Below are 12,617 nucleotides of genomic sequence, written 5' to 3'. Positions count from 1 at the left end.
GGGATGGCGGCCGAGCCGGGAGCGGTACGGGCTCCGGCCGCCCCGGCGCCTTGCCCGGTCCGCACCTGGGCACCTCCCCGGCCGCCCCCGCATCACCCGTCTGACCTCGAACAACCGGTCCGCACAAAGGTCTAAACCAGTTTTTTCCGACAACCCTTGTCAGAGTGCACCCCGGGCTGATGAGCTATGGACCGGGACGCAACGGGCACCCTGGGAAAGGGAGATGTCGTGAGCAACGAAAGCCTGGCCAACCTCTTGAAGGAGGAGCGCCGGTTCGCACCGCCTGCAGACCTGGCCGAGAGCGCCAATGTCACTGCAGAGGCGTACGAGCAGGCGCGGGCTGATCGGCTGGGCTTCTGGGCCGAGCAGGCCCGCCGCCTGAGCTGGGAGACCGATCCGACCGAGACGTTGGACTGGTCGAACCCGCCGTTCGCCAAGTGGTTCGCCGACGGCAGGCTCAACGTGGCGTACAACTGCGTGGACCGCCATGTGGAGAACGGCCTCGGCGACCGCGTCGCCATCCACTTCGAGGGCGAGCCCGGCGACACCCGCACCATCACCTACGCCGAGCTCCAGCGCGAGGTCTCCAAGGCCGCCAACGCCCTGACGGAGCTGGGTGTCCAGGCGGGCGACCGGGTCGCGATCTATCTGCCGATGATCCCCGAGGCCGTCGTCTCGATGCTCGCCTGCGCCCGGATCGGCGCCCCGCACTCGCTCGTCTTCGGCGGCTTCTCCGCGGACGCCCTCGCGACCCGCATCAACGACGCCGACGCCCGCGTCGTCATCACCGCCGACGGCGGTTACCGGCGCGGCAAGCCCTCCGCGCTCAAGCCCGCCGTCGACGAGGCTCTGACCCGCCCCGGCACCGGACACGTCCGCAGCGTCCTCGTCGTCCGCCGCACCGGCCAGGAGGACGTCACCTGGACCGAGGGCCGCGACGTGTGGTGGCACGACCTCGTCGAGCGCCAGTCCGACCGGCACACCCCGCAGGCGTTCGACGCCGAGCACCCGCTGTTCATCCTCTACACCTCCGGCACCACGGGGAAGCCCAAGGGCATCCTGCACACCACCGGCGGCTACCTCACCCAGGCCTCGTACACCCACCACGCCGTCTTCGACCTCAAGCCGGAGACGGACGTCTTCTGGTGCACGGCCGACGTCGGCTGGGTCACCGGCCACTCGTACATCGTCTACGGCCCCTTGAGCAACGGCGCGACCGAGGTCCTCTACGAGGGCACGCCCGACAGCCCCCACCAGGGCCGCTGGTGGGAGATCGTCCAGAAGTACGGCGTCACGATCCTCTACACCGCGCCGACCGCGATCCGCGCCGCCATGAAGTGGGGCGACGACATCCCCGCCAAGTTCGACCTGTCCAGCCTGCGCATCCTCGGCTCGGTCGGCGAACCCATCAACCCCGAGGCCTGGGTCTGGTACCGCAAGCACATCGGCGCCGACAAGACCCCCGTCGTCGACACCTGGTGGCAGACCGAGACCGGCAGCATCATGATCAGCCCGCTGCCCGGCGTCACCGCCACCAAGCCCGGCTCCGCCCAGCTGGCGCTCCCCGGCATCGCGGCCACCGTCGTGGACGACGACGCGCGCGAGGTGCCCGACGGCCACGGCGGCTACCTCGTCCTCACCGAGCCCTGGCCCTCCATGCTCCGCACCATCTGGGGCGACGACCAGCGCTACATCGACACCTACTGGTCCCGCTTCGAGCACAAATACTTCGCGGGCGACGGCGCGAAGAAGGACGACGACGGCGACATCTGGCTCCTCGGCCGCGTCGACGACGTGATGCTGGTCTCCGGCCACAACATCTCCACCACCGAGGTCGAGTCCGCACTCGTCTCGCACCCCAAGGTCGCCGAGGCGGCCGTCGTCGGCGCGGCCGACCCGCAGACCACCCAGGCCATCTGCGCCTTCGTGATCCTGCGCGGCAACGCGGACGCGAACGAGGAGGGCCTGGTCGAGGAGCTGCGGGCACACGTCGCCAAGCAGCTCGGCCCGATCGCCAAGCCCAAGCGCATCCTCCCTGTCGCCGAGTTGCCCAAGACCCGCTCCGGCAAGATCATGCGCCGGCTGCTGCGCGACGTGGCCGAGAACCGCACCCTCGGGGACGTCACCACGCTGACCGACTCCTCGGTCATGGACCTCATCCAGACCCAGCTCCCGGCCGCGAGCAGCGAGGACTGACAGGTAGCGCAGCCCTTGGGGCAGCCAGAAGACATCCCGTACGAGTGAGGGGCACCCGGCATCGCGCCGGGTGCCCCTCACACTTTCGGGCTAAGGTAAGTATTCATCGCGTCAAAAACGCGACAAGAATCATGGGCGCGCCGGGAAGTCTGGTCGGCACACAGCACACGTGTATCCAGTCGACCCCAGGAGGTCCTCCGCCGTGGCCGCGCCCAAGAACCGCCGCTCCGTCTTCCTCGGCCGGTTGCCGCTGCCCGAGCGGAATTACCTCGCCGACGCCCTGCGTACCGAGACCGTGGGCGGTGTGCTGCTGCTCATCGCTGCCGTCGCCGCGCTGATCTGGGCGAACACCCCGCTGCGCGGCAGCTATCAGTCGGTCAGCTCGTTCCACTTCGGCCCCGGCTCCCTCGGCCTGAATCTTTCGGTCCAGCACTGGGCGGCCGACGGGCTGCTGGCCGTCTTCTTCTTCGTGGCGGGCATCGAGCTCAAGCGCGAGCTGGTCGCGGGCGAGCTGCGCGACCCCAAGGCGGCGGTCCTCCCCGTCGTCGCGGCGGTCTGCGGCATGGCCGTGCCCGCGCTCGTCTACTTCACCGTGGTGACGACCGGCGGCGGCTCGACGGCGGGCTGGGCCGTGCCCACCGCCACCGACATCGCCTTCGCGCTCGCCGTGCTCGCCGTCATCGGCACCTCCCTGCCGTCGGCGCTCCGGGCGTTCCTGCTGACCCTGGCCGTCGTCGACGACCTCTTCGCGATCCTGATCATCGCGGTCTTCTTCACACAGCGGCTGAACTTCGCCGCCCTCGGTTTCGCCGTGCTGGGTCTGGTCGTCTTCTGGCTGCTGCTCCGCAAGGGCGTGCGCGGCTGGTACGTCTATGTCCCCCTGGGCATCGTCAACTGGGCGCTGATGTACAACAGCGGCGTCCACGCGACCATCGCGGGCGTCGCCATGGGCCTGATGCTGCGCTGCACCCGGCACGAGGACGAGGCGCACTCCCCCGGCGAGCACATCGAGCACCTCGTGCGCCCCCTGTCGGCGGGCCTGGCCGTGCCGCTGTTCGCGCTGTTCTCGGCGGGTGTCGCGATCTCCGGCGGCGCGCTGTCGGACGTCTTCACCCGGCCCGAGACGCTGGGTGTCGTCCTCGGTCTGGTCGTGGGCAAGGCGATCGGCGTGTTCGGCGGTACCTGGCTGGCGGCGCGCTTCACCAAGGCCGAACTCAACCCCGACCTCAAGTGGCCGGACGTGCTGGCCGTCGCCTCACTGGCCGGCATCGGCTTCACGGTCTCCCTGCTGATCGGCGAGCTCGCCTTCAAGGGGAACCAGCTGCTCACCGACGAGATCAAGGCATCCGTGCTCGTCGGCTCGCTGATAGCCGCGGTGCTCGCGAGCGTGCTGCTCAAGCTGCGCGACAACAAGTACAGGAAGCTGTGCGCCGAGGAGGACCTCGACGAGGACCACGACGGCATCCCCGACATCTATGAGCAGGACAATCCCGCGTACCACCTCCGGATGGCGGCGATCCTGGAGGCGAAGGCGGCCGAGCACCGCAGGCTGGCCGAAGTCGCTGCCGGGCGCACCGCCGGGGACGATGGTCCGGCATGATCTGAGAGTCTTCACATCCGCTGGAGACCCGCAGATGACGAGCTGATGACGATGAGGGAGCAGCCGATGAGCGCAGCCGACGACGGTGCGGCGACCGGTGTGAACGGTGCCGACGGCGCGGACCGCAGCCTCGGCCGGCTGGTGGCGACGGCCACCACCGAGCTGTCCGCACTGGTGCACGACGAGATCGCGCTGGCCAAGGCCGAGCTGCGGCAGGACGCCAAGCGGATCGGCATCGGCGGTGGCGCGATCGCCGCGGCCGGCACGCTGGCGCTGTTCTCGCTGCCCGTGCTGAGCTTCGCGGCGGCGTACGGCGTCCATAACCTCGGCATGGGTCTCGCCTGGTCGTTCCTGATCGTCGGTGGAGCGTTCCTGCTGGTCGCGGCGGTTCTCGGACTGCTGGCCGTGAACAGGTTCAAGAAGGTCAAGAAGCCCGAGAAGAGCATTGCCTCCGCAAAGCAGACGGCCGCCGTCCTGGGCACCGTCAAGCCGCATCCGCATCCGCTGGTCGACACGGGCCGCTCCGACGCATCTGTGACACGCTCGGCCGTATGACGGTGCCCGATACCTCCGCAGCGCCCGCGTCCCCCGACCCCGGACACGATCCCTCCGCCGGCTCCCCGGCGGCGCGGAAGACCCCGGCCCCGGTGGTCTCCGGGGCGTCGGTCGTCCGCCCCGAAGGGCCCTGGACCCACCGGGACGTCGCGGCGAACGGCGCGCGGTTCCACATCGCCGAGATGGGCGAGGGGCCCCTGGTGCTGCTGTTGCACGGGTTCCCGCAGTTCTGGTGGACGTGGCGGCATCAGTTGCGGGCGCTCTCGGACGCCGGGTTCCGGGCGGTCGCGATGGACCTGCGCGGGGTGGGCGGCAGCGACCGTACGCCGCGCGGCTACGACCCGGCGAACCTCGCCCTCGACATCACCGGCGTGATCCGCTCGCTCGGGGAGCCGGACGCCGCGCTGGTGGGCCACGACCTGGGCGGCTATCTGGCGTGGACGGCGGCCGTGATGCGGCCGAAGCTGGTGCGCAGGCTCGCGGTCTCCTCGATGCCGCACCCGCGCCGCTGGCGTTCGGCGATGCTCTCCGACGTCAAGCAGAGCGCGGCCGGCTCGTACGTCTGGGGCTTCCAGCAGCCCTGGCTGCCCGAGCGGCGGCTGGTCGCGGACGACGCGGCGCTGGTGGGGCGGCTGATGCGGGAGTGGTCGGGCCCCCGGCTGCCGGACGACGACGCGGTCGACGCCTACCGGCGGGCCATGGCGATCCCCTCCACGGCGCACTGCTCGATCGAGCCGTACCGCTGGATGGTGCGGTCGATGGCGCGCCCCGACGGCATCCAGTTCAACCGCCGGATGAAGCGGCCGGTGCGGGTGCCGACGCTGCACCTGCACGGTTCCCTCGATCCGGTGATGCGTACGCGCAGTGCCGCGGGGTCCGGGGAGTACGTGGAGGCGCCGTACCGCTGGCGGCTCTTCGACGGGCTGGGGCACTTCCCGCACGAGGAGGACCCGGTGGCGTTCTCCACCGAACTGGTCAACTGGCTCAAGGACCCGGAACCGGACCGCTAGCCTCCGCCGTTGGCCCGGCGACCGGCCGGAAGTCGCCCGGCGCGGGCCGTCGGCGCCCCTCGACGTGCGCGGGAACGCCCGTTCCCCGAACGGCCAATTGCCCGGCGCATAGGCCAATTGGGGGACCCCGGGGCGATTACCGACCTTTGGCCCCGGGCACAGAGCTCTGTATGGGCTGGACGCACGACTACCGTGACGCGACACAGGAGCGGGCCGCCGAGGGCGACGCCGCAGTGGCTGTGAGCGAGGTGACCGACAGGGCCGCGAGGGCGGAGCACCGGCCGGTGGCCGGGCCGGATCCGCTCATCGGAATCCCACGCATCATCCGCCGCCGCGCCCGCTGGGTGTCCGCGCGGCTGCGGCACCACCCGCGCGGCCGCTGACGCGACCTCACGGGCCCGCGCGGGCCCGTCCCGCTCCCCCGGTGCCGGAACGGCCCCCAGGGGCCCGCGCAGGGCCCTCGTGGGAGCTCAGAGGGCGCAGCTCTGGGTGTTGACCCTGTCGACGGCCGTACGGCCGCTGACGACATCGGGGCGCACCTCGTCCGCCGTGAGGGCGTAGCCGGTGTCGGCGTCGTCGAGCGACTTCGCGAAGACCACGCCGTAGACCCGGCCGTCCGGCGTGAGCAAGGGGCCGCCGGAGTTGCCCTGGCGCACGGTGGTGTAGAGCGAGTAGACGTCGCGGCGGACGTTGCCGCGGTGGTAGATGTCCGGGCCGTTGGCCTGCACCCGGCTGCGGACGCGGGCGGCGCGCACGTCGTACGCGCCGTTCTCGGGGAAGCCGACGACGATGGCGCTCCGGCCCGTCACGGCGTCGCTCTCGGCGAACCGCAGGGCGGGCGCCTCCAGCTGGGGCACGTCCAGGACGGCGATGTCCCGCTTCCAGTCGTAAAGGACGACCTTCGCCTCGTACTGCCGGCCCTGCCCGCCGATCTGGACGGTCGGCTCGTCCACGCCGCCGACGACATGGGCGTTGGTCATCACGCGGTGCCGGTCGAAGACGAAGCCGGAGCCCTCCAGGACCTTGCCGCAGCTGGGTGCCGTGCCGACGACCTTGACGACGCTGCGCTGGGCGGAGGTGGCGACGGGGCCCTCGGCGAGCGCGGGGTCGGGCGCGGGGACGGAGGTGATGGGCTCGGTGGAGAACGGCGCGAAGACCTGCGGGAAGCCGTTCTGCGCCAGGGCCGTGCTGAAGTCCGCGAACCAGGTGTTGGCCTGTGAGGGGACGACCCGGGCGACGCCGAGCAGCACCTTGGAGTTGCGGACCTCCTTGCCGAGCGTCGGCAGGGACGTGCCGGCGAGGGCGGAGCCGATCAGCCAGGCGACCAGCAGCATCGCCAGGACGTTGACGAGCGCGCCCCCGGTGGCGTCCAGCGCGCGGGCCGGGGACCAGGTGATGTGGCGGCGCAGCTTGTTGCCGAGGTGGGTCGTCGCGGCCTGGCCGATCGAGGCGCAGACGATGACGATGACGACGGCCGCGACGGCGGCGGCCGTGCCCGGTGTGGCATCGCCCGTGGCGCTGTCCCAGATGAGAGGCAGCACATAGACGGCGACCAGGCCGCCGCCGATGAAGCCGATCACGGACAGCACCCCGACGACGAAGCCTTGGCGGTAGCCGACGACGGCGAACCACACGGCAGCGATCAGCAGCACGACATCCAGCACGTTCACCGGGAAATGCCTCGCAATGATGTTGTCGGCGGGGTCGGCGGCCCCGCGCCCGGGGGTGGGGCCGAGGTCACCGTCTCATGCCTGTCAGGCGTGCTGGTCCAGCGGGACCTGCCGTGCCCGGTCCCAGGGCCGCTCCCAGCCGGAGTAGTGCAGAATCCGGTCGATCACCCCTGCGGTGAACCCCCATACGAGCGCGCCCTGGACCCTGAAGGCGGGTCCTATGTGGCCGCTGGGGTGCTTGGCCATGGCCCGGTTCGCCGGGTCGGCCAGATCGGCCACCGGCACGGCGAAGACCCGCGCGGTCTCGCCCTTGTCGACCGGCCCGACGGGGCTGGGCTCGCGCCACCAGCCGAGCACGGGCGTCACCACGAAGTCGCTCACCGGGATGTAGAGCCGGGGCAGCACGCCGAAGACCTGCACGCCGGACGGGTCGAGCCCGGTCTCCTCCTCGGCCTCCCGCAGCGCGGCCCGCACCGGCCCGCCGCCGGCCGGGTCGCCGTCCTCCGGGTCGAGCGCGCCCCCGGGGAACGACGGCTGCCCCGCGTGCGAGCGCAGCGTCCCGGCGCGCTCCAGGAGCAGCAGCTCCGGCCCCTTGGGACCGTCGCCGAAGAGGACGAGCACGGCGGACTGCCGGCCGCCCGTGTCCGGCGGCAGGAAGCGGCTGAGCTGCTGCGGCTCGATCGTCTCGGAGGCGCGCGCCACCGGTTCGAGCCACTCCGGCAGCCCCTCCGCGGTGACAGCGGCTCCCCTGCCGTACGTGCTGGTCATGCGCTTCCCCTCGTACGTGCGCTCATCGGCTCACTTCGCAGTGCCCTCCGGCACGCTCACTCGGCGCCCAGCGGGCGCGCGGGCAGGCCCGGGTAGTCCGGCGGGGGCTTCAGCCGCTGGCCCGGCAGTCCGCCCTTCTCGTACTTCAGCAGCTTCTTCGCCTTCTCCGGGTCCGTCTCGCCCTCTCCGTAGGACGGGCAGAGCGGGGCGATCGGGCAGGCCCCGCAGGCGGGCTTGCGGGAGTGGCAGATGCGCCGCCCGTGGAAGACGACCCGGTGCGAGAGCATCGTCCACTCGCTCTTGGGGAAGAGGTCGCAGACCACGGCCTCGACCTTCTCCGGATCCGTCTCGTCGGTCCACTTCCAGCGCCGGACGAGCCGCCCGAAGTGGGTGTCCACGGTGATGCCGGGCACCCCGAAGGCATTGCCCAGCACGACATTGGCCGTCTTGCGGCCGACGCCGGGCAGCGACACCAGGTCCTCCAGCCGCCCCGGCACCTCGCCGTCGAACCGGTCGCGCAGCGCCGTCGAGAGCCCTATGAGCGACCTGGCCTTGGCCCGGAAGAACCCGGTCGGCCGGATCAGCTGCTCCAGCGCCTCGGGGTCGGCCGCGGCCATGTCCTCGGGCGTCGGATAGGCGGCGAAGAGCGCCGGGGTGGTCTGGTTGACCCTCAGGTCGGTGGTCTGCGCGGAGAGGACCGTGGCGACCAGCAGCTCGAAGGAGTTCTCGAAGTCGAGCTCCGGATGGGCGTACGGATAGACCTCGGCGAGCTCGCGGTTGATCCGGCGCGCGCGGCGGACGAGCGCGGTCCGCGACTCGGCCCCGGTGGCGGATTTCGCCGGGGCAGCGGATTTCGCCGGGGTGGTCTTCGCCGCGGTGGCCTTGGCGGCGCGTCCGGCGGTCGACGCTGCGGTCTTGGCCGAGGTCTTGGCAGCGCGTTTCGCGGGCGCGACGGCGCGCTTCGCGGGCTTGCCACCGCCCGACGCCGCGCCCGGCGTTTTGTTCTCGCTCGCGGCATTCGTCCGCTGCGTGGACGAGTGTTCGCCCACAGCGGAATCGCGACTCCCGGTCACCCTCCCGGCCCCCTTGCCCTGTGCTCTCACCGGCGTATTGGACACCCGGCCAGACTAGAGCCCAGCACTGACATCCGGCCCGCGCGCAGGAAAACCACAGCCCAATCGGACCCCTGCCGTAGGGCTTCCGCCGACGATGCGCGACACTTGTGTTTGATCACACAGTTTTACCGACGGGCATCATGGGGACCACGGTCCTCTGTGCATGTCGACAAGGAGAGAACTCGTGGACGACGTTCTGCGGCGCGCCCCGCTTTTCGCGGCGCTCGATGACGAGCAGGCCGCTGAGCTGCGCGCCTCCATGGGCGAGGCCACCCTCGCGAGGGGCGACGCCCTGTTCCACGAAGGGGACCCCGGCGACCGCCTCTACGTGGTGACCGAGGGCAAGGTGAAGCTGCACCGCACCTCGCCCGACGGCCGCGAGAACATGCTCGCCGTCCTCGGCCCGGGTGAGCTCATCGGGGAGCTGTCGCTCTTCGACCCGGGGCCGCGCACCGCCACCGCCACCGCCCTCACCGAGGTCAAGCTGCTCGGCCTCGGCCACGGCGACCTCCAGCCCTGGCTCAACGCCCGCCCCGAGGTGGCCACCGCCCTGCTGCGCGCCGTCGCGCGCCGCCTGCGCCGCACCAACGACTCGATGTCGGACCTGGTCTTCTCCGACGTCCCGGGCCGTGTCGCCAAGGCGCTCCTGGACCTGTCCCGCCGGTTCGGCGTGCAGTCCGAGGAGGGCATCCACGTGGTGCACGACCTCACCCAGGAGGAGCTGGCCCAGCTGGTCGGCGCTTCCCGCGAGACGGTCAACAAGGCCCTCGCGGACTTCGCGGGCCGCGGCTGGCTCCGCCTGGAGGCCCGCGCGGTGATCCTCCTCGACGTGGAGCGGCTCGCCAAGCGGTCCCGCTGACGCGAAAGCTGACGCGAAGGGGCGCACGCCCCCGGGCGCACCCGAGAGGGACCGCGCCGGCAAACGCACCGAAGGCCCCCGCCGGAGACGGCGGGGGCCTTCGGCGTGCGCTCGCACTGCCGGGCGCCGGTCGGTCCCGCAGGCGCACGTGACCTCGCAAGCGCGCGCCCGGATCCGAGCGCCCCTCAGATCAGGCCGTGCTCCCCCAGATAGTCCAGCTGCGCCCGTACGGACAGCTCCGCCGCCGGCCACAGCGAGCGGTCGACGTCGGCGTAGACATGGGCGACCACTTCCTGTGGCGTCCGGCAGCCGCTCTCGACGGCCGTCTCGACCTGCGCGAGCCGCTTCGCGCGGTGCACCAGGTAGTAGTCGATGGCGCCCCGGGCGTCGTCCAGCACCGGGCCGTGGCCGGGCAGCACCGTCTCCACGCCCTCCTCGACGGTGAGCGCGCGCAGCCTGCGCAGGGAGTCGAGGTAGTCGCCGAGCCGGCCGTCGGGGTGGGCGACGACCGTGGTGCCGCGGCCCAGGACCGTGTCGCCGCTGAGCAGGGCGCGGTCGGCCGGGAGGTGGAAGGCGAGGGAGTCCGCGGTGTGACCGGGCACGGGGACGACGTGCAGTTCGAGGCCGCCGGTGGTGATCACGTCGCCCACGCCGAGCCCCTCGCCACCGAGCCGCAGCGCCGGGTCCAGCGCCCGTACGTGCGTGCCGGTCAGCTCCGCGAAGCGGGCCGCGCCGTCCGAGTGGTCGGGGTGGCCGTGGGTGAGCAGCGTCAGGGCGACGCGCTTGCCGGCCGCCTTCGCCGTGGCCACGACCGCCGCGAGGTGGGCCTCGTCCAGCGGGCCGGGGTCGACGACGACCGCGAGGTCGGAGTCGGGCTCGGCGACGATCCAGGTGTTGGTGCCGTCCAGGGTCATCGCGGACGGGTTGTGCGCGAGCACACAGGTCGCGCGGGCGGTCGCGGGTCCGCCGATGGCGCCGGCGCGCGGCCTGCCGGGAAGGTCGGCTGTCGTGGTCATGAGTCGGCTCCCAAAGCTCGCGGGGTTCCCGTGGGGTCACCGGGCTCCGGCGTCGCCGGAGCGATGTGTCTGGTGAATTCGTCGTGCCCCGGCCAGCTCAGCACGATCTCGCCCGCGACGAGCCGGGCTCGCGCCAGAACAGGGGTGAGATCCCGGTCACCCGCCGCGCCCAGCACCTCCCGCACGCTGCCGTACGGGCGCAGCGCGCGCAGGGTGGCGACGGTGGGCGGCATCATCAGCAGCTCGCCCCGGTCGTAGCCGTCGGCCGCCGCCGCGGGCCGGATCCACTGGGTGCGGTCCGCCTCCGTGGAGGCGTTGCGGGTGCGCTGTCCCTCGGGGAGCGCGGCCACGAAGAACCAGGTGTCGTAGCGGCGCGGCTCGAACTCCGGGGTGATCCAGCGCGCCCAGGCCCCGAGGAGGTCGCTGCGCAGCACGAGGCCGCGCCGGTCGAGGAGTTCGGCGAAGGACAGCTCGCGGCTCACCAGGGCGGCCCGGTCGGCCTCCCAGTCGGCGCCCGTGGTGTCCGCGACGACCGTGTCGGGCGCCGGGCCCGCCAGCAGCACGCCCGCTTCCTCGAAGGTCTCCCGGACGGCCGCGCAGACGATGGCCTGGGCTCCGGCGGCGTCCACGCCGAGGCGTTGCGCCCACTCGGTGCGCGACGGCCCGGCCCAGGGCACCTCGCGCTCGTCACGCGGGTCGACGGAGCCGCCCGGATACGCGTACGCGCCTCCGGCGAAGGCCATGGAGGCGCGTCTGCGCAGCATGTGGACGGCGGGGCCGTCGGCTCCGTCACGGAGCAGCAGCACGGTCGCGGCGCGCCGGGGCGCGACGGGCCGGAGCTCTCCGGCGGTGAGCGCTCTGATCCGGTCCGGCCACTCCGGCGGGTACCACTGGCCGTTCGAAGTCGACATGGCCGGATGCTATGCGCTCACGCGCGGATGTTCGAGGGCTGCCGGGCGCGGCGCGGTGAACTCCGGTACGGACCGGCCACCGGCCCGCCCGGACCCGCCGCCGGGGTCAGTCCCCGACCTCCACCAGGATCTCGACCTCCACCGGGGCGTCCAGCGGCAGGACCGCCACGCCCACGGCCGAGCGCGCGTGGACGCCCTTGTCGCCCAGCACCTCGCCCAGGAGCTCGCTGGCGCCGTTCAGGACGCCCGGCTGACCGGTGAAGTCCGGTGCGGAGGCGACGAAGCCCACGACCTTCACCACACGGACGATCTTGTCGAGGTCGCCGACGACCGACTTCACGGCGGCGAGGGCGTTGAGCGCGCAGATCCCCGCAAGCTCCTTCGCCTGCTCGGCGCTGACCTCGGCACCGACCTTGCCGGTCACCGGGATCGAGCCCTTGACCATCGGCAGCTGGCCGGCGGTGTGGACGTACGCGCCGGAGCGCACGGCCGGCTGATAGGCGGCCAGCGGCGGCACCACGTCGGGCAGCGTCAGGCCCAGCTCGGCGAGCCTGGCCTCGACGGCGCTCACGCCTTCTCCCGCTTGAGGTAGGCCACCAGCTGCTCCGGGTTGTTCGGGCCCGGGACGACCTGGACGAGCTCCCAGCCGTCCTCGCCCCAGGTGTCCAGAATCTGCTTGGTCGCGTGCACGAGGAGCGGCACGGTCGCGTATTCCCACTTGGTCATGGGCCCGACTGTAATGCCTGACACCGACAGCCCCGTGCGTAGCCCGCACCGCGAACGTCCGGACAAGCTCAACGGCTACGCGCCGGGCCGGTGGTGGCGGCCGCGAGGACACGGACACCGTCGCGACCAGAGGCTTCACGAACCCCGCCCCGCACGGGCGTGACGGGCCTCACCACTCGAACGACCTCATG

General features: G+C 72.2%; 13 protein-coding genes. 6 read left to right on the top strand and 7 right to left on the bottom strand.

Going from position 1 to position 12,617, the window contains the following annotated elements:
- Positions 1–228: 228 nt before the first annotated feature.
- The 5 genes from acs to DXZ73_RS23680 all read left to right on the top strand — a co-directional run bounded on the left by acs (position 229) and on the right by DXZ73_RS23680 (position 5,744).
- A complete protein-coding gene (gene acs / locus DXZ73_RS23700; RefSeq protein ID WP_116215798.1) occupies positions 229–2,196 on the top strand; it encodes an acetate--CoA ligase in 1,968 nt (655 codons plus the stop codon).
- Positions 2,197–2,398: 202 nt separating this feature from the next.
- A complete protein-coding gene (nhaA, locus tag DXZ73_RS23695) occupies positions 2,399–3,796 on the top strand; it encodes a Na+/H+ antiporter NhaA (RefSeq protein ID WP_116213083.1) in 1,398 nt (465 codons plus the stop codon).
- Between the two features lie 66 nt (positions 3,797–3,862).
- Complete coding sequence (locus tag DXZ73_RS23690) at positions 3,863–4,351, top strand: phage holin family protein (RefSeq protein WP_205519211.1); 489 nt, start codon at positions 3,863–3,865, stop codon at positions 4,349–4,351.
- Positions 4,348–5,361: an alpha/beta fold hydrolase gene (locus tag DXZ73_RS23685; RefSeq protein ID WP_240351461.1), complete on the top strand. Its 1,014-nt coding sequence runs from the start codon at positions 4,348–4,350 to the stop codon at positions 5,359–5,361. Before DXZ73_RS23690 ends, DXZ73_RS23685 begins: the two co-directional genes overlap by 4 nt.
- Positions 5,362–5,531: 170 nt before the next feature.
- A complete protein-coding gene (locus tag DXZ73_RS23680) occupies positions 5,532–5,744 on the top strand; it encodes a hypothetical protein (RefSeq protein WP_116213082.1) in 213 nt (70 codons plus the stop codon).
- Positions 5,745–5,831: 87 nt separating this feature from the next.
- On the opposite strand, the gene DXZ73_RS23675 is transcribed toward DXZ73_RS23680, so the two are convergent.
- The 3 genes from DXZ73_RS23675 to nth form a co-directional block, all read right to left on the bottom strand.
- Positions 5,832–7,031, bottom strand: coding sequence for a MarP family serine protease (locus DXZ73_RS23675; RefSeq protein WP_116213081.1), 1,200 nt, complete (start codon positions 7,029–7,031; stop codon positions 5,832–5,834).
- An 84-nt stretch (positions 7,032–7,115) separates the two neighbouring features.
- Positions 7,116–7,799 (bottom strand): NUDIX hydrolase, encoded by a 684-nt coding sequence (locus DXZ73_RS23670; RefSeq protein ID WP_116213080.1) that lies wholly within the window; start codon positions 7,797–7,799, stop codon positions 7,116–7,118.
- A 56-nt stretch (positions 7,800–7,855) separates the two neighbouring features.
- Positions 7,856–8,848, bottom strand: coding sequence for an endonuclease III (gene nth / locus DXZ73_RS23665; RefSeq protein ID WP_116213079.1), 993 nt, complete (start codon positions 8,846–8,848; stop codon positions 7,856–7,858).
- 250 nt (positions 8,849–9,098) lie between these two features.
- Between nth and DXZ73_RS23660 the strand changes: the two genes are divergently transcribed.
- A complete protein-coding gene (locus DXZ73_RS23660; protein WP_030367278.1) occupies positions 9,099–9,773 on the top strand; it encodes a Crp/Fnr family transcriptional regulator in 675 nt (224 codons plus the stop codon).
- Between the two features lie 185 nt (positions 9,774–9,958).
- On the opposite strand, the gene DXZ73_RS23655 is transcribed toward DXZ73_RS23660, so the two are convergent.
- From DXZ73_RS23655 to DXZ73_RS23640, 4 genes are all read right to left on the bottom strand, one after another.
- A complete protein-coding gene (locus DXZ73_RS23655; protein ID WP_116213078.1) occupies positions 9,959–10,789 on the bottom strand; it encodes an MBL fold metallo-hydrolase in 831 nt (276 codons plus the stop codon).
- Positions 10,786–11,700, bottom strand: a complete 915-nt coding sequence (locus DXZ73_RS23650; RefSeq protein ID WP_116213077.1) for an NUDIX hydrolase — start codon at positions 11,698–11,700, stop codon at positions 10,786–10,788. The genes DXZ73_RS23655 and DXZ73_RS23650 overlap by 4 nt, the downstream gene beginning before the upstream one ends.
- Positions 11,701–11,806: 106 nt before the next feature.
- Positions 11,807–12,271, bottom strand: a complete 465-nt coding sequence (locus DXZ73_RS23645; protein ID WP_116213076.1) for a RidA family protein — start codon at positions 12,269–12,271, stop codon at positions 11,807–11,809.
- A complete protein-coding gene (locus DXZ73_RS23640) occupies positions 12,268–12,426 on the bottom strand; it encodes a DUF4177 domain-containing protein (RefSeq protein ID WP_003967454.1) in 159 nt (52 codons plus the stop codon). Before DXZ73_RS23640 ends, DXZ73_RS23645 begins: the two co-directional genes overlap by 4 nt.
- Between the last annotated feature and the right edge of the window lie 191 nt (positions 12,427–12,617).

The sequence above is a fragment of the Streptoverticillium olivoreticuli subsp. olivoreticuli genome (assembly GCF_003391135.1).
In the GTDB taxonomy this organism is placed as follows: Bacteria; Actinomycetota; Actinomycetes; order Streptomycetales; family Streptomycetaceae; genus Streptomyces; species Streptomyces blastmyceticus.
This window is presented reverse-complemented; position numbering and strand designations above follow the sequence as displayed.